The organism is Micromonospora sp. MW-13 (assembly GCF_003434305.1).
Lineage (GTDB): Bacteria > Actinomycetota > Actinomycetes > Mycobacteriales > Micromonosporaceae > Micromonospora.
Genome location: NZ_QKKX01000077.1, coordinates 67,049 through 86,560 on the forward strand (window position 1 = coordinate 67,049; position 19,512 = coordinate 86,560).

The window sequence follows — 19,512 nt, forward strand, 5'->3', positions numbered from 1 at the left end:
TGGTCAGGCCAATAGATGAGGTTCGCCGGTCAGGGCCGCCAGGACGGCGGCCATCTCGTGCACGGTCGCGCGGACGTAGGTGGCCGCAGCTGTGCAGCTGCCACCCGCGGTGGGGTATCCAGTCGGCTACCTCGTCGACGCGCACGAGGGTGCGGCCGTCGTTGACGTGCACGCGTCGGTCGCAGCCGACGGCCAGGACGTAGCCGATCTCACGGTGTTGGAGGGGGCTGGTCCATTTCCGTCCGTACATGTAGGACACACCTGGATTCAGTCCATCATTCGACAGACGCATGAGTTTGTGCCGCCCTCGTGTCCACTAAGGTCTCCGCATGGCTCCCTCGATCGCCAATGCGGCTCGCTCGTCAGCAGCTGACATCCGTCTGGTCCCTGATCAGGGACAAGTGGTCGAGGTGCGCGGCTCAACGTGGGCGGTTGCCCGCGTACACCAGCAGGGCCTGCCGCGGAGCCCAGCCGACGAAGCCGTGGCCTCGCTGAACCACGCGGTGACCCTTCAGGCGCTCGACGAGGACCGGTTGGGCGAGGAGCTGACGGTCGTCTGGGAGCTGGAGGTCGGCCACACCGTCACGCCCGCCCAGGGACTACCGGCGCAGGTCAACCCGGAGGCGTTCGACGACCCGAACACTCTCGCCGGCTTCGTTGACGCGATGAGATGGGGCGCGGTGACCTCGGCGGACGACCGGAGCGTGCAGGCGCCTTTCCACAGCGGTGTGGTGGTGGAGGCCTACCAGCTGGAGCCGCTGCGGCGGGCGCTGTCCTCTCCGCGGACGAACCTGCTACTGGCCGACGACGTGGGTTTGGGTAAGACCATCCAGGCCGGTTTGGTGGTGCAGGAGTTGTTGCTGCGGCACCGGGCGCGAACCGCGATCGTGGTGTGCCCGCCGAGCCTTGCGCTAAAATGGCAGGACGAGATGCGGGACAAGTTCGGTCTCGACTTCACGATTATCAACAGCGAGATGATGCGGGAAGTGCGGCGCCGCTACGGATTGCACGCGAACCCGTTCCAGCTCTTTCCCCGAGTGATCGTGAGTATGGCGTGGTTGCCGCAGATGCGCGCCCAGCGGATGCTGCGTGACGTGTACGCCCAGGCGGCGAGCACGAAGACCGCTCGCCGGTACGCGTTCGACATCCTGATCGTGGACGAGGCGCACCACGTGGCGCCGGCCAGCCCGTCGGCGATCGGGGGTGGGCGCGGCTACGCCGTAGACACGCAGCGCACGATCACGGTCCGGGATCTGGCTGACAAGTGTGAGCATCGCCTGTTCCTCAGCGCCACCCCGCACAACGGGCATCCGGAGTCGTTCACGGCGCTGTTGGAGATGATTGATTCGCGCCGATTCAGCCGTGGTGCGCTGCTGGACGAGCGGGCGTTGCGGGAGGTGACGGTTCGGCGGTTGAAGTCGGACCTGCCGGAGAAGGGCTTCCGTCCTCGGGAGCTGCGGATCATCCCGTTCAATCCGTCCGCCGGTGAGGAGGAGATGTTCGCTCTGCTGGATCGGATTCTCGCCGAGAGTGCGAAGGCGAACGGGACCGGCGAGTCCGGTGACATCACGGCGATGTTGTTCAAGAAGCGGTTCTTGTCGAGCCCCGTGGGCGTTCGGCATGACCTTGCAGTCGTACCTCGCCGCGCGGTCGGTGGGCCAGGCGCCGACGGACTGGGACTACGACGACATCCTCGGCGAGGGGCAGGCCGACGAGGAGGAAGGCCTGTGGGAGCAGGACGAGGCGACGGCCCTGCGCCACAGCAAGTCCACCGATCCGCTGGTCGCCGCCGCGCCGGGCAAGTTGCAGCGGCTGGCCGAGTGGGGGCTGAGTTTCGAGAAACGGCCCGATTCCCGCCTCAACAAGCTGATCACGGCCCTGGACGCAATCTGCCAACCGGGCGGGCTATGGTCCAACGAGCGCGTCGTGGTGTTCACCGAGTACGCCCACACTCTGGAGTGGGTGCACCGGGTGCTGGTCCAGCAGGGCTACGGCGACGTGCTGGAGGTCATCCAGGGGCAGACGCCAACCGACGAGCGGGAGCTGATCCGCGAGCACTTCACCACCGAGCCGTCGGCAAAGAACCCCGTGCGGGTGCTGCTGGCCACCGACGCAGCCGGTGAAGGAATCGACCTGCAAGACCACTGCCACCGGCTACAGCGCGCCAGCATCGCGGCGGCCCGTGGGGTGGCCCCTTGGGCACCCTCGTGGGCACTGCGGGCCAGCTCCAACGCCTCTCGGGGGTGGTCGAAGTCGTAGCACTGCAGGCTCATCGATTTGAGGATGTTAGCCCCCAGCAGGCGGTCGTCGGCGGCGTCGGCGGCGTGTAGCGCGGCGAGCCAGTAGCGCTGCGCCGCAGCGTGCAGGCCAGCATCGAAGGACGCCCAACCGGCCATCCGACCGAGTTCGACCGCCAGGGCGTACAGTCGCCGACCCACTGCGGTCGTGTAGGCGGATCGGTCGAGGACGTCCACCACCATGCCGAGTTCGGCGTGGATGAGGGTCCGGGCTCGGTCACCACCTCGGGTTGCTTCCAGGAACCGCAGCCGCGGAAGGCCCTCCTCCATTCGTTCGACCAGGTCGGTGCTGACCTGGCCACCGCGCAGGACGGCGACGAGTTCCTGGGGTTCGATGGTCAGCCACGCTTCGGCGATGCCAGCCAGGGGCATACCCGTGATCTTCATCTTACCGACGCAGGTACGCGTCGATCTCGTCCCACACCGGTGCGTCCAAGTCGGCCAGCGCGGAGGCGCGTAGCGCGGCATCTGCCTCACGCTCTGCCCAGCCCCGCTGCCGGCGCAGCCGCTGCTGGTGCCGCGAGCGCCTGCACCGCCATACCTGCTCCGGTGGTGAGGTGGCGTACCACTTCCTCCGGTAGTTCACCGAGCCCGAGGCCCGCCGTGGTGGCGATGCGGCGCAGGGCCGCGTGCTGGTCGGCGGTGATGCCTTTCAGGGGTTCGCGGAAGCCGAGGATGTCGCGGGCGGCGTAACCGTCGGCGGTGTCGATGGCCTGTCGCGCGGTGTGGTGCAGAAGTCGGGCCGCCAGTTCGGGCTGGGTCGCGTTGGCCAGGATGGCGCCCGCGAGTCCGAGCAGCGCGCGGTAGGACGCGTAGCTCGGTGCCGCGATGGGAAGGGCGAGCCGCTCCATCAGCACGGTGAGGTGTTGGGGCTTGGCGGGGCGGGCCAGCGTTGCACACATGAGGCTGAGGCAGGCGGCGCGTTCGGCATGGCCGTTCCGTACTTCGCGATCTCGGCCAGCAGCGGGGCGACGACCGCGGGCTGGGTGTTGTCGGCATCGATGAGAACCGCCATACGGATGGTTCTCTGCTCGCCATTGTCCATGCTTTCACCTGCTGGTTGAGGGTGAGGTCGCGGCAGTTGCGGCCGGCGACTGGGCGGCGCTGATCGGCTGGAGGAAGCTCACGGTAGTCAGTGCCGAGGCGCCGAACCGGAAGTACGCGAAGAGGACCGCGTGCAGCCAGGCGGCTGGCCCGGTCAGGCGCAGCGGCTCGGTGTCGGCGAACAGGAGCACCACGCCGTGCGGGTCGAGGTGGTACTCCATGACGGCGGTGTGGTCGAACGACAGCCAGCGTCCGAAGGAGTAGCACCAGGTTCGGGTGGGGGTGAGCACGACCCGGGTGAGTTCGTGGTCGCGCCACTGCGGGCTGGCGAGGCGTGCGGCCCGGGAACGGGCGTTGCTGTTACCGACGGCGTTGGCGAGCAGGGCGCCGGTGACGAAGGCCGCTGACCCGAATGCCAGCGCGGAGGTCTGCTGGTAGGTGACCGTCGTGCCGTAGTGCCGCGCGTAGTGCAGCCGGGCGTCCAGGTGAACCGGTTCGTCGGTGAGGAATCCCGGGGCGGGCACGGTGCCGAGATGTCCGCCCTGGGCGAGGAATCCGAGGGTACGACGCGCGGCGTCACGACCGTCCGTCCACGACGTGTCGGCGGCGGGGGGTCGTAGTAGCCGGCCGATGCCGTGGCCGACGGCGTAGGTGGCCAGTGCCCATGGGGCGGCGACGCCGACGACGATCACGGTGAACCAGCGACGGTGGCCGAAGCCGCGCCGGCGGCGTCCCTCCGTCACCCCCACACACAACCCGGTGATCGCCGTCGCCGCGACGTAGGCACCAGCGATCAGTGCCAGCATGCCCAGGAGCGCGCTGATCTCCGAGCACGCGTCCGGGATATCGGCCTCTGAATCACCGATCCATGATCCGTGGGCCCGCAGGCACCGATCCGTGGAGCGGTACGACCGGTCGATGCCCCACACCAACGCCGGTGTGACGACCGCGGTGGCGGCGGCGGTGAAGGTCCAGTGCCGGCTCTTCGGCGGCGGGGGCACGAAGGACATGACGGATCGTTGCTCCCTATGTCACCGCATCAGTACGCTCCGGCACGCGATGCTACCGCTCGGTCGATACGCTGTGGGGCCCGCATAGGAGTCGTCGCTCCCTGGGATCAGCCGAGTCCGCCCCGGTCAAGCCGGTCGACCGCCAGAACTCGTAGTACTGGTATTCACGACCCTTCGCAGATGCTCATCAGTTCGGGGACAGATTGGGCCTGCCCCGTTTTGACGGACATCCAAGATCAGGGGACCTGTGGTCTCCGGGAGGATGTCCATCATCATGGAGAGCATGGGAAAGAAGCGGCCGCGGCCTCGCCGGTCGTTCACGCCGGAGTTCAAGGCCGAGATCGTCGAGTTGTGCCAGCGCGGTGATCGCACGCTTCGGCAGGTCAGCCAGGATTTCGACCTGACCGAAACCGCGGTGCGTGACTGGGTCGAGCAGGCCGACCTCGACGCCGGCACCCGCACCGACGGGCTGACCAGCAGCGAACGAGACGAACTCGCGCAGTTGAGGCGGGAGAACCGCAGGCTGCGCGAGGACGTGGACATCCTCAAGCGGGCGACGGCTTTCTTCGCGAAGGAGACCCGGTGAACGTGCATCCGTTCATCGAGGCGGAGCAAGCCGGCAGGCACAACGTCAAGCGTGCGTGCGAACTGCTTGAGGTCTCCAGGTCCGCCTACTACCAGCGCACCTCCGGTGTCCAGTCCGTCCGCGGGCGCGTGGATGCCCAACTCACCAAGAAGATCACCCACATTCATGCGGTGTCGAGGGGCACCTACGGGGCGCCACGGATCCACGCTGACCTCGCCGACGCCGGCATGCGGCACGGCCGTAAACGCGTCGCCCGGCTGATGCGCGCCGCTGAACTGGCCGGCAAGAGCCCTCGCCGGTGGCGGGCCACGACGATCCCGGACCCGACCGCCGGCAGACGCCCTGACCTGGTCGGGCGTGACTTCACCACCGATCCGGCAGCGGTCGATTCCCGCTGGTGCGGGGATATCACCTACATCAACACCTGGCAGGGCTGGCTCTACCTGGCCACCGTCATCGACCTGGCCTCCCGCCGCATCGTCGGCTGGGCCGTCGCCGACCACCTGAAGACCGACCTGATCGACGCCGCTCTCACCGACGCCCTCGTGCGGCGCCGGCCCAAGGCGGGGCTGGTCTTCCACTCAGATCGCGGCTGTCAACTTAGGTTCAAGGAGTCGTTGCAACACCGGCTACCTGGGCCGATTCTAGGTGTTCGGCCAAGGCTTCAGCGGGAGTCTTCCATCCGAGCGTTTTGCGGCCGGCTGTTGAGGGCAGCGGCGATGGCATCGAGGTCGTTTACCGAGTGTCGTGATAGGTCGGTGCCCTTAGGGAAGTACTGGCGTAGCAGCCCGTTGGTGTTCTCATTCGTGCCGCGCTGCCAAGGGCTGTGCGGGTCGCAGAAGTAGATGGCGAGGCTGGTGTCCAGTCGCAGTTGGACATGTTGGGCCATCTCGGCGCCCTGGTCCCAGGTCAGCGAGCGTCGTAGCTGTTCGGGCAGGGTGGCGATCTGTTCGGCGATCGCGTCGCGGACCGCTGCGGCGCCGTGCCCCGCCAGCGGCGGGCCGTTCTTCACGACGGGCTGCTGACCGTGTCCTTCCATGCGGGGCAGATGCAGCAGCATCGTGTACCGGGTGGTGCGCTCGACCAGCGTGCCGATCGCGGACCGTTCGAGTCCGATGATCAGATCGCCCTCCCAGTGCCCGGGCACCGCTCGGTCGGCGACCTCAGGGGGCCGTTGGCTGATCATCACGTCTGGGCTGACGAAGTGCTTGCCGCGGCGGCGGGTGCGGGCCTGCGGCACCCGTAGCGCGCGGCCGGTCCGCAGGCACGCCGTCAGCTCCCGGCGCAACGCGCCTCGGCCTTGGACGTAGAGCGCCTGGTAGATCGCTTCGTGCGAGATCCGCATCGAGTCATCATCCGGGAAGTCCAGCCGCAGTCGCCTGCTGATCTGCTCGGGACTCCACGCCGTCCCCCATCGCCGGTCCGCGCGACGCCCGTGGCGGCGTCCCTTCCAGGGGACATTCGGCCCCGGGATCGGCCGACCCTGGCCATCGGTGATGGCGCCGGCGATCCGGTCCTGCACGTAATTGTGCAGCCGCTGATTCGTGGCCAGCTTGGCGGTCTTCGGACGCCGGCCACGGCGCTCGGCGTGCCACTGCGCCGTCACGGCTCGGTATTCCAGGCGCCCACCCCGTGTAGCAGCGTTGCGGCGCAGTTCCCGCGAGATCGTCGATGCGTCACGGCCCACCGCCCGGCCGATCTCCCGCACGCCTCTGCCCTGGGCTTTGAGCAGGGCGATCTCCTCGCGTTCGGCGATGGACAGATACCGGCCCGACAGAGATCTCAGCGACAAAGGCGACATACCGCCACCCTGACGAAACCAGCGGCCACCCACCGGCTGCGACACACCACACGCCGCCGCGGCCTCCTCGCTCGACAGGCCCTCAGCGATTCGCCGCCAGAACTGCCGCCGCACCTCCCGATGCTCGTTCACTCCCGGCCGACCCGGCGACCGCATCGCCGACCTGCCCGTCACCGTCGTCACCCAACCCGCAGGTCTTCCCATCACACACCCCTCGATCAGGGTGTTGCGACGACCACTGGAATCCGCCCTGGGTTCCTCCATCTCGATGGAGAACCCGGGACGCGTACGTTTCGTAGGCGCTCTGCGTCCCGGGTCCTGAAACGACGACGGCCCGCCTTCTGGCGGGCCGCTTTCTGTGCTCGGTGTCCCGGCAGCGGGGCACCGTGGGGCGGGCTCGCGTTGCTGCCGGATGGCGCTGCCCGCCCGGTCGGGGGCTGGTGGTCACCGGGCCCGGCGCTCTGCTCGGTCCGGTCGCCGGCAGCCTGCGCCTGCGCCTGCGCCGAGAATGGTCGGCGGTCAGCTGCTACGGCAGGTCGCGCAGGAGGTGGTGGACCAGCCAGGAGGAGGCGGTGGGCAGGACGATGACGTATGTCGCACCGACGCGCTCGGCGTGCACCCAGACCCTCGCGTCGGGCGGGTTCACCGAGGCCACGACGACGATGCCGCGGCAGGCCAGCCGGTTGCGGACCCGGGCGACCAGGTCGTAGCCGATGACGATCAGCGGGCGGCGGCTGGCGTAGCGGCGGCCCTGGGGAACGGAGTCGGCGTACTCGAACTCGTATCCGGCCTGCTGTTCGACGGTGCGCAGCTCGGCGCGCAGCAGACGGCTACCGGTGACGGCGATGACGGGGAACGGTCTGGCTGTCATGAGGAACCTCCGGGGGTGACGTGTCTGCTCGGCGTGGCCGGCGGACGATGAGGGTGGCCGTACGGGGGTGATCCCCGGGCACGGTCAGGTGGCCGGGCTGGCGCCGGGTTGGGCGCAGGAGCGGCAGATGGGGCCGAGGTCGGGGTGGTAGCCGGCGTCGCATGCCTCGCAGACGAGGAGCAGGCAGGAGCGGCATTCGCCGGAGGCGATGAGCTGGAGGCTGGTGCCGCAGTATCCGCACGGGCCGGTCAGGCAGGCATCGGTGTGCCGGCCCTGCGGGTGGTGGTGGCAGGGGTGCTCACGCACGGCGGTCTCGCCGCAGGTGCTGGTGGATGTGCCGGCGGTGAACGGTTCCCCGGTGATGTTGTTCGGCGGGTCGATGCGCTTCCATCCGTTGGATTCGCAGGCCAGCCAGGTGGTGCGGTCGTTGGCGGTGATGGCGATGACGTCTCCGGTGGACATCGAACGCAGCCGCAGCAGCCGGTAGGTGCAGGCGATGAGGAAGTCGGCTTCTCCGCTCAGCGTCGCGCGGCAGGTCTCCAGTTGGTCGAGGTCGACGTTGAACAGGCCGTAGATCCAGCTGGCGGTCCGCTCCGGTTTGGCGGAGGCGGGCAGGCGCCGCCAGTAGGAGATGACCTGGGTGAGGGCGTGGCCCGGCTGGTACGGGAGGAACCGGCTTTCGGTGTTGTGGTAGACGGCGATGACATGCAGGGTCATGACGAACTCCGTTCGGGGCCAGGGGTGGACTCGGGACCGGTCTCGCTGTCCGGGGCGTGATCGGCGGGGCACAGCGGTGGAGGTGGGCCGATCGGGCGGATGCGCAGAATCTGATCGGGCAGCACCATCGCGGCCCGTTGGCCGGTGAGGGGATTCGTGAAGGCCCGGTAGCCGGTGGCCCAGAGCAGGTGCCAGCGTTCGGCGGGTGCTGCCGGGCGGGTTCCAGTGGGATCGCCGTGGAAGGTCGCGTCGGCCTCGGTCAGCTGCGCGGCCAGCGGTGTCGTGCGGTAGTGGCTCATCCGGCCGGCCAGCATGGGGCAGCCGCTGGCGGAGTAGGCGGCGCAGACGGGGTGCATGCCCGGCTCGGGGCTGACGAGCAGCGGCAGGTCGCTGTCGCGCATCGCGAAGACGATCCGCGCGGTGTCGAGTTCGTCGCCGCAGGTCTGGCAGAGCCGGTCCTGCAGCGCGCGGACGTGGCGGTGGTGGTCGACGGCGCCGAAGCGGTACCGGCCCTCGGGGGTGCGGGCGGTGATCCATGGGACGACCAGTCCTCCGACGATGGGCCGTCGGGCCAGGCGTACCGGGACGGCGGGAATCTCGGGCGCGGTCATGCGAGCACCACCGGGGCGGGTACCGGGCCGGTGGGGGCGTTGCGCATCCGTCGCAGCGCGGGAAGTTCCCGGCAACGAACGGCCTCGGTACGGCGGCCAAGGTGCGCGGCGAAGGTGTTGCCGGGGCGGTCGTTGAGGTGGTGCGGCTGGATCCGGCGGCGAGGGCCGGAGAGTGTGGAGCGGTGGCGTTGCACGGGATTCCTCCATCTGCTGGTGGATGGAATCCGGGCACGCCTACCGGCCGTGCCCGGATGCTGCGCGGGTGTGCGCGGTCGGCCGGGCATCGGCCGGGATGGTGCGGGTCGAGACAGCTGCGTGTCCGGCGCCGGATCACGCGTGCCGGTGCAGGTTGGGCCTACGAGACGGCGACGGAGCGCAGGATCAGGTGCGCGTCCTTGAGGTGACCGGCGAGGATCTCGCCGTTGATGCCGGCGGTGCTGAGGCTGATGCGCTGGATCGTCTGGGTCAGGTGCGCCTGGACGAGGTTGAGGCCGCACAGCAGCCGGGCCAGTTCGGTCAGGTCGTGGCATTCGGCGGCGTGGGTCATGGCCTCGCCGAGCTGCTCGACGGCCAGCAGGGCCACGCGCATCACGGCGGCGGTCTCCGCCGGGCCAACGGGAGGCTCGTCGTGGAGCACTCGTGCGAACTGGCTGATCACGGTCTGGCCGTCGTCGCCGAGGCGGGACGCGTCGGGCAGCTCGGCGAACCAGTCGGGGGCAGTCAGGTACCAGCGGGACATGAGCATGTCGTCCTCCATCGGACAGCGCGAAGGCGGCCACCGGATGGTGACCGCCTAACGGAACGGGAACCTTGCCCTCCGTACGTGGGCAGGGGGCCGAGGGACTTGTGGCTGCCGGATCAGACGCGGGCGACGGCGGCCGACCGGAGCCGGTGGGCGCGATGCCGTCGCGAGAAGAGGCCAGATCAGGGGCACAAGAGGAAAGAGAGCCTTCAGGTTAACCCCGGCCGGGAGTCCCACTAGCCGTGCTGTCAGGACGGCCCGGCTGGCAGAAGCTGACAGCCCGCCGAGGACCGCGATCCTGTCAGATTGGCCCCCGTGCAGCGGGACTCGACGTTCGGGCCACCGTCACCGGACAATTCAGCTGTGGAGGTCGTGAGCACGGTGCAGGCAGGGGTGACCAGGCCACACCACGATCCGGTTGCTCGTGCCTTGTGGCTTGTTGCGGCGCACAACAGCATGCGCGCGTCCGGTGGGACCGTCACCACCCCGGTCGAGGAGCCCTCCGTCGGCCGGAACTACTACTGGGTGGGTGTGAGGCTCCGTGATGGTGTGGAGGTGAGCCTGCTGTTCAACGCTGCGGCGTCGTTGGTCGCTGCGGCCGAGCCGCAAGATCGTCACTCGGCGACGCTGATGTTCGTGGACGTGCCAGCCGGCAACTCGTTCTCCGAGGCAGGGTTGCGGGTCGCCACGGCCGCAGAGCTGATCCAGCCGCTCAGCGACAGTGACCTGCGGTTCCTCACCGAGGACGAACGCCGTGATGTCGCCTACCACCGGCCGGACCGGCTCGGAGATCTGTTGTTCAACTGGTTCGACTGAATGCATCGCCGGGTTGGGTGCCGATTCACCCGGTGGGGGCCGTGCGACAGTCACGGGTATGACGTTTCCTCTGGAGGCGCTGTCGGTCGCCGTTAGGGCCCGAGCAGAGACGTGGGCGAGGCTGGGGATGCGGTGGCACACGCACCCGATCCAGTCGAACTACGGCAAGGCGGAGCTGACGACAGTCCGCCTCGCCGATGGCAGGATGGTCAACAAGCACTACGACCTCGAGAGCCGCGACGATCTCGAGCGACCTACTCGATGAGCTGTCCGCTCTGATCGCCGACGACCGCGTCCCCGAGGCCGCACTCATCGCCCAGGCGCCGGGGACACCGGCCTGACCGTGGTGATCTCCGATCATCGCTCGGGCGTTGGCGGTGACCCGCCGCTTCCCTTGAAGGCCGCCCCTGCCCGCTGGCTCTCACGGACGCCCAGGATCCCGGTGAGGTCCCTTCATCTGAGCTGATGAGCTGAGCCTGCGGACGTTCAACAGCGACGTAGGACCAGCACGTCCTCGTGTGCGATCAGGTGCACGGGGATGCCTTCGTCCCTGGCGCGGCGGACGGCCAGGAGCCCGAACATGTTCGCCCGGTGCACGATCTGTCCGTCGCGGACGGCGGCGAGCATCGCCGCGCACCGCTGCACCGGCACGAGCCCCACCGACCGGGCGACAGCGAGCAGCTGCCCGGGCAGGTCGATGAGATCGTCGCGCTGGCGGCGTACCGGGCGGCAGGTGATCACCACGGTCCCGCCGGGACGCAGCAGCCGGTAGCTGGCGGCCAGGATCGCGGCGAACCCGTCGAACAGGCGGGACCATCCGCCGTAGGCGAGATTGCCGCGTTCCCGGTCCCCGTACACGTGGTCCCGTTTGCGGACCCCGGCACTCGTCGTTCGCACGAGACCGTGCGTTCCGCGCCCGTACGGCGGTGAGGTGAGCACCAGTCCCACCCGGCCGACCACCGACGCCGGCACCAGGTCCAGCAGACCCGTGGCGTCACCAGTGAACACCTGCGCCGATCCGGTCGCGCCCTGCGATGCGGCCAGAGCAACGTTGGAGGCGGCCAGTGCGGTGAACCGGGGCTCGATGTCGATCCCGATCCCCAGCCGGCCGAGGTGCATGGCCTCGACCAGAGTGGTCCCGGATCCGCACATCGGGTCGAACACCAGATCCCCCGGCGCCGTGTACAAGCTGATCGCATGCGCGGCCAGGTGGGGCAGCATCTTTCCCGGATGGCTGGAGGTCTCCGGCACGTAGCGGCCTCGCCGCTGGTCCCGGGCCGGCTGCTGGCAGGTCAGCCACACCGACGTGATCGGCATGGACTCACCCATCGACGCCTCCGGGCTGCGTTGCGCTGCGGGTCAGGATCAGCACGTCGGTGTGGATGTCCAGCTGCGCCCGCTGGCCACGTCGTGGCGGCCGATCGGCCGCCACGACGTGCTGCAGGTACGCCAGCCCGGCCCGCTTGGCGGCGATGACCACATCGACCGGAAGGATCACGTCCCCGTGTGGCAGCAGCACCGCCACGCAGCCGCCCGGTAGGAGGCTCGCGTGACAGCGCAGGAAGAACTCCACCGCCGAGACGCCGCCGTCGGGGGGCCAGCCGGTGACGATCAGCGTCGCCGCTTCCCGGTCCCAGCCGAGCAGCCGGGTCGACTGCAGGTGGCTGCGGCGGTGGGCGGCGATGACCGCGCGGGCCAGCTGCGGGCCCACGGCCAGGTCGATGACCAGGTCGGACGGGTGGGTGAGGTTGTGGACCAGCCGTACGCCCATGGCGTTGGACATGGTCTCGCCCTGTGGTGGGGCCGGGACCGGCCAGACGGTGATCGGCACGGGCGCGTCGCCGGGCACCACGTCCCCCACGGGGACCGGTGCGTGGTGCGGGTTTCTGTCGGTCATGGGTGCGGTGGCCCCCGGACCGGCGCGACGTACTGACGAACCCCAGTGCGTGGCTGCCAGGTCGATCGAACCCACCCGCGACCTGACCGAACCGGTCAGGTCGGACGCCCCGCCGCCCCGTCGGTGGACACGCCGACAGTCGGCACCGCCGCGAACCTGACCGGCGCGGACACGGCCTGTCCCGCTCTGACAACTCCTTTTGGTGTCAGGTGGAGCTGTCCCAATCGGGGGTCTCGAAGCCTTCGCAGTCGGGCGAAGCGCTTCCGCCGAGGGGGACGATCACGATGGCAACGACCATCCGCACCAGAACGGCCGTCACGGCCCTGAGCACCGCCGAGCAGGCATTCAGCTTGCTGACCTGCGAACCCGCGCCGCTGGTGTTCGACGCCCGCCCGGTGCCGGGCCTGCCGGACACGACGATGCCGCTGGACGAGCTACGCACCCTGCTCATGTTCAACCGCTACGACAGTGACACCACCGACGAGCTGTGGCGGCAACTCGCCCACCACGCCCGCCACTGGGGGCCGGCCTGGGTCGTCGGCGCGATCGGCGTGGCCCTGCCCGCGCTGACGCACCTCGAGTGCCGGCTCCGAGGTGGCCGCTGGCGGCGTCGCCGCTGACCGGGGGCAGGTCCCGGGTCGCTGCCACAGCCGGTGACAGCGAGTGCGATGGTGAGGGCGAGCCCCGCGAGGGCGGCGTTAAGGAAATTCACCCGGGCACATCACGGGTCATGGACGGTTGTGGCGGCTACGCGTGGGCCGTGGCCTGGTGCTGTCTGAGACGCTCGAGGAGCCGAGCCGGTGTGGCCCCGGGAGCATGTCTCTGTCGGGCGAATCGTTCGAGCACAGCGACCTCGGCGACTGGGTCACCCAGTCGGGCAAAGATGATGGCGGCCCTTTCGTAGTACCAGGGAGCCACCCCGTGTCCGTTGATTCGTGAGTTGTTCTCCACCGCGTCGATGCATCGGACGGTCAGGAGCAGCGCCGCGTGGACGTCGGTCTTCTGCATGGTCATGATTTGGTCTGTGAGGGTCTGCGGCTGCTGGCCGTCGACCCGTCCGTCCGTCGTAGGCGCACACCACAGTGGTAGGCCGGTACTGTCCGACCAGGTGCGGCCGTCTCCGGCGCTGGCCCTCTCGGTCCAGCTCTTGCCGTCCCAGAAGCGGTAGGTCCACCGCCCGGACGGGTCCAGGTACCAGCCGGCGATGACCTGCGGTATGCGTTGGGTGGGCACGGGCACTGCGGCGGCCGGTGTCGGCTCGGTGCGGGACTCGTTCTGTTCCACGCCCACCGCGGCGGCTCCAGGCTGGTGGGGTGCCGGGGAAGGCGTGGCGGTGGTGCCCAGCATGTCGTCGAGGGCCAGGTCGGAGCGGATCGGTATGGCGAGTTCGCGTGCCCGCGCGACCTTCGCATCGTCCTGGTCTGCAGCGGTGACGATGGCGGCGACGACGTTGCGGGTCAGGTTCAACGCCAGGACGAAACCGGCCTGAGTGAGGCGGTCACGGGCATCGGCGGACACGGACGGGCTGCACCAGACGCGTTGTCCCTTCTGTTTGACGGCCTGGGTGCGGTGCGTGGTTTCCGCCTCGGGCGCGGTGAGGTCCGCGAAGTAGTCCGGTTCCCCGAGAAGTCGCGCGGCCGTGACGAGTTGCCGGTACTCGGTGCTGGTCAGGATGTCATCGGCGAGCGCGGCGTCCCGCAGCCCGTCGAGGTAGCGGTGGTGCAGGTCCCGCACCTGCTGGGCGCCCATACCGGACTGCCCGGCCAGCCGGGCCAGTGCCTTGGCCTCGATGCCGGTCAGCTTGCCGTCGCTGAGGGCGCCCCCCACGGCGGCGAGGTACGCCTCGGCGGACGCCGGGTCGGCGTCGCTGGTGGAGTAAGGCAACTTGCCGAGCAGCGACTGGATCCACCCGTCCGTGCCCTTGCGTAGGCCGGTAACCCGGGTGCGGGGCTGGGCGTGGCGTGGGTACCGCGGCAGCGGTACAGGAGCGGACGGGAACCGTAGGGCAGGTGCCTCCGCCAGGAGCCGGGTGAGGAGCTGGGCGGTCGCCCGGGTATCACCGAGAGCGGTGTGGGCGTCGTGCAGCTCGATGCCGTACGCGGCGCAGCAGGACACGAGCTGGAAGTTCGGCGCGGCCAGGACCTGTCGGGCCAACCGCAGGGTGCATACCGCCGGCAGGGGCGCGGTGTTGATGCCGGCGCGGGCGAACTCCTGCGCGATGAAGCCCTCCTCGAAACGGGCGTTGTGCGCCACCGCCACGGCACCGTCGAGTCTGGACAGGACCTCCCCCGTTACGTCCTCGAACGTCGGCGCTCCGGACAGCATGTCCGCCGTGATGTGGTGAACGAACGTCGGGCCAGGGTCACGGCCGGCGTCGATGAGGGTGGCCCACTCGTCGACCACCCGGCCTCCCTCGACGCGAACCAGGGCGATCTCCACGATCCGGTCGGACTTCGACGACAGCCCGGTTGTCTCCACGTCCACCACCACGAACGGCACCTCGCCCAGGTCGACACCTCCCCTTCCGCCCGCTGACCCGAAAGCGAACAATCCGACCGACGACATATGCACCTCTCCAAATCGGCAATTTTGCTGGCCCGACCGGCCCGCAACGGCCCCGGCTGTCCACGATCCCGCCACGTCAGGTGATCGCGACCGCTTGCTCCTGTGCCTGGGTGAGGCTCTGCCGGTACTCCAGGGCCTCCGGGACCTCCTCGTACTGCAGCAAGCTGCCGGTCAACGCCAGCAGGTGCTCCTTGGCCTCCTCCGGGGTGGCGTAGAAGAACTCGCGACGGTGGTTGACCAGGTTGACCCGCCGGTCGGCCAGCCGTGCATGCATCTGCGCCTCGATGCCGACAGCGTCTTCGGAGAAGAAGAGGGCATGGACGTCGAAGTTGAAGGGCACCGAGGCGTCGCTGAGTTCACGCACCCGGTCCAGCGGGTCCAGCCGGCGGGTCATACCGACCTTGACCATCTTCTCGCCGAAAGCGCCGAGGTTGGAGATCACATACACGTATCCGGCCCGGACGTTCGCGGCCCGGTGGTCGACGTCCTGGATCGCGGTGTCGATCTGGGTCAACCGGTCCTGCATCTGGGCGACGCCGTCGGCATCGCCCTTGGCCTGCAAAGCGGCCAGGGCGTTGGCGTAGTGCTGGCGTTCCTTGTCGAGCCGGGCGCGTTCGCGTTCGATCTCCTGCTGCGCGCGTCGCTCCTCGCGCAGCCGGGCCTTCTCCTCTCGCTCCCGTTCCTTCTCCTCGGCCAGCTTCTCCTGGTAGTCGGCGGTGAGCTCCAACTCCTTGACCCGTAGCCGGTGGTACTCCTCGGCGATCCGGATCTGCATCGTCTTGCCGAGCTTGGCGATCGTGGCCGCTACCTTCCCCAGCCGGTCGACGGCCGAGTCGACCTTGTACGGCTTCAACCCGCGTACCAGGTTGTCCGCCTCGGCGTTGTAGGCGCGGAGCATCAGCTTGGAGAAGTCCCGGACCATCACCCGACCCTCCGTGACCGAGCCGTTGACCGTCCATCCGGCAGCGGCCTTGACCGCGCCCCCGTCCATCCTGGCCATGGCCTTGATCTGGTCCTGGATCCGGCTGAGCTGGCTCTGGTAGGCAACCGCGTCCGACAGGGGATGCCGGTACTGGTAGACACCAGCCTCCTGCAGCAGCGCGGTCTCCTCGGTGACCACGATCTGCTGCCGAAGCCCACGAAGGCGGCGGTCGAGCTCGACCTTCTGAGCTTTGCCCTTCGCCGTCAGGTCGGCGAGCTCACGACTGAGCCTGTCCCGCTGCTGTTCCAGCTCCATCACGGACAGCATGCCGAGGCGCGACATCTCCGCCCGCAGTCCCGCCAGTTCGGCGCGCGCCTGGTCCAGCTCGCCGCGCAGCCGCGTACCCTCCGCGGCCAGTTCACGCGCTTTGCCCCGGGCACCGAACAAGGGAATATCCGGATCACTGACGCTGCGCTGCTGCGGGACGACGGCGGGAGCACCGGCAGTCTGCGTGGCGGTCGTCATGGGCGACACCAGAGCCGGAGCCGGAGTATCCGGAAGCCACAACTGCCACCCCGGCGGAGGAGGTCCCCAGGCGGGATCCGGTGTCCAACCCGACGGTGGCACCCATCCAGCAGGAGGCGTCGGCCAGTTCGGTGGTGCGTTGAATCGGTATCCCATTGCTCCCCCCAGGCATCACAACGGCCCGACGAAAGTAGCGCCGCAGCCCACGAGCGGACATCGACGACTCAGATCGGCGGTTCAGCCCGTCCAGACAGCCACGGATACCCATGCGGAGACTTCAGTCCGGTTGCCGACAGAAACGAGCATTGCTGCGGAACGGGCAGGCCAGCGAGGAAGGACACGTGGGCAGCTGTCCTTTCGCAGTCAATCTGCTCCGGCCGTGGCGGGCTCACCTGTACGGATCAGCTTGGTTGAGAATCCGACTCGCCAGCTGTTCTCGGTTGATCTGCTCCGCAGGCGCGTCTACGCCAGTGTTACGCGACTGGCTGCTGACCCACTCGCGGGCCTACACGGCGCGTGACGCCGTGTGGCGGGAGCTAATTCTGCGGGCGCGGCTGGACGGGCCGGCGTGGGTGGTCGCGGCGGCGGGCATGGCGTTGCCGGCGCTGCGCCGCTGCGCCGGCCAGTTGCGCGTCGGCTGGTCCGGCGACGCCCACGACATCGACGCGGAGATTCTGACCGCGTTTCTGGCGGCACTGCGCGACGGGTGGACCTGTCCAAGCCAGCGCCATACGCGTCGCTGTGCATGGCCGCGTGGCGGGCTGGGTTCGAGCTGCGTCAGAGTGTCGGTGAGGCGGTGCCCGTCAACGATGTGGAGCACGTGGTCGGGCCTCGCACTCCCACCGTTCCCTACGGCCATCCTGACCTGCTGGTGCAGCGGGCGGTCGGGCTGGGGCTGCTCGACGCCAGCGATGAGCAGCCCTACATCGATCTGCGGCTGGGCCGGCGGGCGATCGAGCAATCGCCGCCGGTATGGGCATATCCGTCGGCGCGCTGCGCATGCGGGTGCGACGCATCGACGAGCGCATCGCCCGTGCTCTGGCCAGCGGGCTGCTCACCGGTGTGGCGTCCCCACAGGCCGCTGCGGAACTCGCCGCGAGCGCCACCCACCGGGAACGGACCCGCGCCGCGGTCGTCATCGCCGCTGCGGGCCAAGCAACCGCGACTGCGGCGGGTGTGGCCGCCTGACCATCGGATACTGCCGCGGGCCCGACCTGACGGTCGGGCCCGCAGTCGTTCGCGACCGCTGCGTGGCGTCACCCACCAGGCCGCCACACACCCGGGCTCGACATCGCCAGCGCGGGCGCGGGCGTCACCCCATGCCCGGCGGGGTGGCTTCGTGGTCCAGAGCCTCCCGTCAGGCCACCTGCGTGCCGCCACCCGGGGCGTATAGCGGCTGAGCCGGTGTTGGCGTTCGCTGCGGACTTTGGCGCGTTCGCGGCGTTAGGCTGACAGGACGTCGGGGTGGCGGGCGTTGGTGTTGGTGTTGGTCAACGCCTGGCCGAGGGGCTCAGACGGTGCGCCCGACGCCTACCCGGCCTACGTCTAATACGCGAAGTTTGTGTGTCACGCAGGGCGCGTAACCGGATGGCGCACTACGAACCGATGTTCAACTGGCCGATCACCGAGCTGCGGACAGCGACGCTTCAGGTCGCTGGTTGGATCTGCCCGGTATCCCGCCAGTGGATCGGCATTCGGTGCCGAGTGTCGCAGTTACTTGCCAGTAAGCCCGGCCGCCCGGTGTGAGCTGACCTCTGTCCGAAGTCTGGCTTTCATCCAACTTCCTCCGTGTTGGCGGCCACCAAGAATTCCCCGCAGACGGCCAGTTAGTGGGGAGCCATCTGGCCGTTATTGATCACGGTCCTTGTTGGTGGTGCCAGCGGCCCGGGTTGGCTGTGTCGGGGGCGTCTGGATGGTGTCGCCGAGGGTGAGTGCGGTGTTCAGCATGGCCATCATGGCGGGTGTGGGGTCGCCCTCCCATGGTGCGGTGGTGAGGGTGATCTGGTGGGTGCCGTCGAGCGAGGTGAACGACAGTCCGAGGAAGCCAGGGCCCCCGCCGCCGTGCCCGACCACGGTGGTGCCGTCGAGTTCGGCAACCTCCAGGCCGAGTCCGAAGCCGGTGCCACGTGGGTTCAGCATGTCCCGCAGCTCGCTGGGGCGTAGCAGTCGCCCGCCGATCAGTGCCCGGTAGAACCGGTTGAGTTCGGCTGTCGTGGAAATGATTTCGCCGGCGGCCCCAGCCATGGAGGGGTTCATCGCGGTCACGTCGACAGGCACGATGCGGCCCTGCCGTTTGACGGGGATGTACAGGTTGGCGTGCGGGCCGGTGACCAGGGGGAAAGTGCCGGGCAGTTGGGTGTGTCGCAGGCCGAGTGGGTCGAGGAGGCGTAGCCGGATCTCGTCCCGGTAGGGCCGGCCGGTGACTCGTTCGATGAGCATGCCGAGCAGGATGTAGTCGGTGTTCGAGTACGCCTGTCCGGTGCCTGGTGGGAACGCGGCTGGGTGGGCGGCGGCGACCGCCACGAGTTGGCTGGGGGTGAAGGTGGTGAACCGGATGCGTAGGAAGCTGTCGTTGTCGGGAAGCAGGGCGGCGGTGTAGTCGTACAGGCCGCTGGTGTGTTGGAGCAGGTTACGCACGGTGATGGCAGCGTCGCCTGGTACCAAGCCGGGCAGCCAATGCTGGAGGTTGTCGTCCAGGCCGAGCCGGCCCTCGCCGACCAGTTGCACGACCACCGTGGCGACGAACGTCTTGGTGACGCTGCCCGCCCGGTACCGGCCACCGACCGGGGCCGGGCGGGTACCGCCTAGTTCTGCGGTGCCGCTGGCGCCGCGCCAGACCGAGGAGTTGGTGCGTACCTCGGCGATCGCCCACACGGCGCCGGCGGCCACCACCGCGTCCAGCGCGGACCGTAGGTCAGGGCGGGCTTCCTGGCCGGACCGGCCGAATGCGGCCGCCCCCGGGCGGCCAGCCGCCAACGCAGCCCCACATCCGGCTATCCCGGCCAGTGCCGCGCGTCGTGTGAGTCCCACGTGTCGTCCCCTTTCGACAACGGATCTACCGGCGCTGATCATGCCCATGCCGCCGGGGCAGCCGCATCCGGTTGCCGA

Annotated in this window: 18 protein-coding genes and 4 pseudogenes; 8 read left to right on the plus strand and 14 right to left on the minus strand. The window is 69.1% G+C overall.

Features of this window, described 5'->3' with window-relative positions; all coding sequences use genetic code 11:
• Positions 1-665: 665 nt before the first annotated feature.
• Both C5N14_RS33535 and C5N14_RS33540 read left to right on the plus strand, forming a co-directional pair.
• Positions 666-1,313: pseudogene (locus C5N14_RS33535) on the plus strand (SNF2-related protein); the annotation flags it as partial.
• 307 nt (positions 1,314-1,620) lie between these two features.
• Positions 1,621-2,259 (plus strand): helicase-related protein, encoded by a 639-nt coding sequence (locus C5N14_RS33540; protein ID WP_243640139.1) that lies wholly within the window; start codon positions 1,621-1,623, stop codon positions 2,257-2,259.
• A 511-nt stretch (positions 2,260-2,770) separates the two neighbouring features.
• Here the strand turns inward: C5N14_RS33540 and C5N14_RS28560 are convergent.
• Genes C5N14_RS28560 through C5N14_RS28570 form a run of 3 tightly spaced genes read right to left on the minus strand, consistent with a single transcriptional unit; the run spans position 2,771 to position 4,351 of the window.
• Positions 2,771-3,154 carry a hypothetical protein gene (locus C5N14_RS28560; RefSeq protein ID WP_128763684.1) on the minus strand — a complete coding sequence of 128 codons (384 nt, stop codon included), beginning with the start codon at positions 3,152-3,154 and terminating at the stop codon, positions 2,771-2,773.
• Positions 3,148-3,342 carry a hypothetical protein gene (locus tag C5N14_RS32760; protein WP_117672562.1) on the minus strand — a complete coding sequence of 65 codons (195 nt, stop codon included), beginning with the start codon at positions 3,340-3,342 and terminating at the stop codon, positions 3,148-3,150. Before C5N14_RS32760 ends, C5N14_RS28560 begins: the two co-directional genes overlap by 7 nt.
• Before the next feature lie 4 nt (positions 3,343-3,346).
• Positions 3,347-4,351 (minus strand): hypothetical protein, encoded by a 1,005-nt coding sequence (locus C5N14_RS28570; protein ID WP_117672564.1) that lies wholly within the window; start codon positions 4,349-4,351, stop codon positions 3,347-3,349.
• Positions 4,352-4,634: 283 nt separating this feature from the next.
• Between C5N14_RS28570 and C5N14_RS33545 the strand changes: the two genes are divergently transcribed.
• Both C5N14_RS33545 and C5N14_RS28580 read left to right on the plus strand, forming a co-directional pair.
• Positions 4,635-4,937 (plus strand): transposase, encoded by a 303-nt coding sequence (locus C5N14_RS33545; protein ID WP_243640141.1) that lies wholly within the window; start codon positions 4,635-4,637, stop codon positions 4,935-4,937.
• A 2-nt stretch (positions 4,938-4,939) separates the two neighbouring features.
• Positions 4,940-5,530 (plus strand): annotated as a pseudogene (locus C5N14_RS28580) (IS3 family transposase); the annotation flags it as partial.
• 13 nt (positions 5,531-5,543) lie between these two features.
• Here the strand turns inward: C5N14_RS28580 and C5N14_RS28585 are convergent.
• The 6 genes and pseudogenes from C5N14_RS28585 to C5N14_RS28605 form a co-directional block, all read right to left on the minus strand.
• Positions 5,544-6,942: pseudogene (locus tag C5N14_RS28585) on the minus strand (IS30 family transposase).
• A 322-nt stretch (positions 6,943-7,264) separates the two neighbouring features.
• Positions 7,265-7,609, minus strand: coding sequence for a hypothetical protein (locus tag C5N14_RS28590; RefSeq protein ID WP_117672568.1), 345 nt, complete (start codon positions 7,607-7,609; stop codon positions 7,265-7,267).
• Positions 7,610-7,693: 84 nt separating this feature from the next.
• Positions 7,694-8,326, minus strand: a complete 633-nt coding sequence (locus C5N14_RS28595) for a hypothetical protein (protein WP_117672570.1) — start codon at positions 8,324-8,326, stop codon at positions 7,694-7,696.
• Positions 8,323-8,937 (minus strand): hypothetical protein, encoded by a 615-nt coding sequence (locus C5N14_RS28600; RefSeq protein ID WP_117672572.1) that lies wholly within the window; start codon positions 8,935-8,937, stop codon positions 8,323-8,325. The genes C5N14_RS28595 and C5N14_RS28600 overlap by 4 nt, the downstream gene beginning before the upstream one ends.
• Complete coding sequence (locus tag C5N14_RS31865; protein WP_128763686.1) at positions 8,934-9,131, minus strand: hypothetical protein; 198 nt, start codon at positions 9,129-9,131, stop codon at positions 8,934-8,936. Before C5N14_RS31865 ends, C5N14_RS28600 begins: the two co-directional genes overlap by 4 nt.
• A 161-nt stretch (positions 9,132-9,292) precedes the next feature.
• The gene (locus C5N14_RS28605; protein WP_128763687.1) at positions 9,293-9,682 is read right to left on the minus strand and encodes a hypothetical protein; all 390 of its coding nucleotides are present in this window, start codon (positions 9,680-9,682) and stop codon (positions 9,293-9,295) included.
• A gap of 360 nt (positions 9,683-10,042) precedes the next feature.
• Between C5N14_RS28605 and C5N14_RS28610 the strand changes: the two genes are divergently transcribed.
• Together C5N14_RS28610 and C5N14_RS28615 are read left to right on the plus strand one after the other, a co-directional pair.
• Complete coding sequence (locus C5N14_RS28610) at positions 10,043-10,495, plus strand: hypothetical protein (RefSeq protein ID WP_243640143.1); 453 nt, start codon at positions 10,043-10,045, stop codon at positions 10,493-10,495.
• A 58-nt stretch (positions 10,496-10,553) separates the two neighbouring features.
• Positions 10,554-10,760, plus strand: coding sequence for a hypothetical protein (locus C5N14_RS28615; RefSeq protein WP_117672578.1), 207 nt, complete (start codon positions 10,554-10,556; stop codon positions 10,758-10,760).
• Between the two features lie 221 nt (positions 10,761-10,981).
• Here C5N14_RS28615 and C5N14_RS28620 read toward each other — a convergent pair whose 3' ends face one another.
• Together C5N14_RS28620 and C5N14_RS28625 are read right to left on the minus strand one after the other, a co-directional pair.
• Positions 10,982-11,824, minus strand: coding sequence for a TRM11 family methyltransferase (locus tag C5N14_RS28620; protein WP_117672580.1), 843 nt, complete (start codon positions 11,822-11,824; stop codon positions 10,982-10,984).
• Entirely contained in the window at positions 11,817-12,392 is a 576-nt protein-coding gene (locus tag C5N14_RS28625; RefSeq protein WP_243640144.1) for a hypothetical protein, read from the minus strand. The genes C5N14_RS28620 and C5N14_RS28625 overlap by 8 nt, the downstream gene beginning before the upstream one ends.
• A gap of 284 nt (positions 12,393-12,676) precedes the next feature.
• Here C5N14_RS28625 and C5N14_RS28630 point away from each other — a divergent pair, with 284 nt between their 5' ends.
• Entirely contained in the window at positions 12,677-13,012 is a 336-nt protein-coding gene (locus C5N14_RS28630) for a hypothetical protein (RefSeq protein WP_243640146.1), read from the plus strand.
• 127 nt (positions 13,013-13,139) lie between these two features.
• On the opposite strand, the gene C5N14_RS28635 is transcribed toward C5N14_RS28630, so the two are convergent.
• Together C5N14_RS28635 and C5N14_RS28640 are read right to left on the minus strand one after the other, a co-directional pair.
• On the minus strand, positions 13,140-15,032 hold the full coding sequence (locus C5N14_RS28635) for an exonuclease domain-containing protein (protein ID WP_243640148.1): 1,893 nt from the start codon (positions 15,030-15,032) through the stop codon (positions 13,140-13,142).
• A 1-nt stretch (position 15,033) separates the two neighbouring features.
• Positions 15,034-16,404 (minus strand): DUF4041 domain-containing protein, encoded by a 1,371-nt coding sequence (locus tag C5N14_RS28640; protein WP_243640150.1) that lies wholly within the window; start codon positions 16,402-16,404, stop codon positions 15,034-15,036.
• 416 nt (positions 16,405-16,820) lie between these two features.
• Between C5N14_RS28640 and C5N14_RS28645 the strand changes: the two are divergent.
• Positions 16,821-17,592: pseudogene (locus C5N14_RS28645) on the plus strand (hypothetical protein).
• A 660-nt stretch (positions 17,593-18,252) separates the two neighbouring features.
• Here the strand turns inward: C5N14_RS28645 and C5N14_RS28650 are convergent.
• On the minus strand, positions 18,253-19,293 hold the full coding sequence (locus C5N14_RS28650; RefSeq protein WP_207892904.1) for a serine hydrolase: 1,041 nt from the start codon (positions 19,291-19,293) through the stop codon (positions 18,253-18,255).
• Positions 19,294-19,512: the final 219 nt, after the last annotated feature.

What these genes read in the sequence shown, in the direction of transcription:
- C5N14_RS33540 (WP_243640139.1), top strand. Translation starts at nt 1,621, where the DNA reads ATGACCTTGCAGTCGTACCTCGCCGCGCGGTCGGTGGGCCAGGCGCCG.
- C5N14_RS32760 (WP_117672562.1), bottom strand. Translation starts at nt 3,342, where the DNA reads ATGGACAATGGCGAGCAGAGAACCATCCGTATGGCGGTTCTCATCGAT.
- C5N14_RS28570 (WP_117672564.1), bottom strand. Translation starts at nt 4,351, where the DNA reads ATGTCCTTCGTGCCCCCGCCGCCGAAGAGCCGGCACTGGACCTTCACC.
- C5N14_RS33545 (WP_243640141.1), top strand. Translation starts at nt 4,635, where the DNA reads ATGGGAAAGAAGCGGCCGCGGCCTCGCCGGTCGTTCACGCCGGAGTTC.
- C5N14_RS28590 (WP_117672568.1), bottom strand. Translation starts at nt 7,609, where the DNA reads ATGACAGCCAGACCGTTCCCCGTCATCGCCGTCACCGGTAGCCGTCTG.
- C5N14_RS28595 (WP_117672570.1), bottom strand. Translation starts at nt 8,326, where the DNA reads ATGACCCTGCATGTCATCGCCGTCTACCACAACACCGAAAGCCGGTTC.
- C5N14_RS28600 (WP_117672572.1), bottom strand. Translation starts at nt 8,937, where the DNA reads ATGACCGCGCCCGAGATTCCCGCCGTCCCGGTACGCCTGGCCCGACGG.
- C5N14_RS28605 (WP_128763687.1), bottom strand. Translation starts at nt 9,682, where the DNA reads ATGCTCATGTCCCGCTGGTACCTGACTGCCCCCGACTGGTTCGCCGAG.
- C5N14_RS28615 (WP_117672578.1), top strand. Translation starts at nt 10,554, where the DNA reads ATGACGTTTCCTCTGGAGGCGCTGTCGGTCGCCGTTAGGGCCCGAGCA.
- C5N14_RS28620 (WP_117672580.1), bottom strand. Translation starts at nt 11,824, where the DNA reads ATGGGTGAGTCCATGCCGATCACGTCGGTGTGGCTGACCTGCCAGCAG.
- C5N14_RS28625 (WP_243640144.1), bottom strand. Translation starts at nt 12,392, where the DNA reads ATGACCGACAGAAACCCGCACCACGCACCGGTCCCCGTGGGGGACGTG.
- C5N14_RS28630 (WP_243640146.1), top strand. Translation starts at nt 12,677, where the DNA reads ATGGCAACGACCATCCGCACCAGAACGGCCGTCACGGCCCTGAGCACC.
- C5N14_RS28640 (WP_243640150.1), bottom strand. Translation starts at nt 16,404, where the DNA reads ATGACGACCGCCACGCAGACTGCCGGTGCTCCCGCCGTCGTCCCGCAG.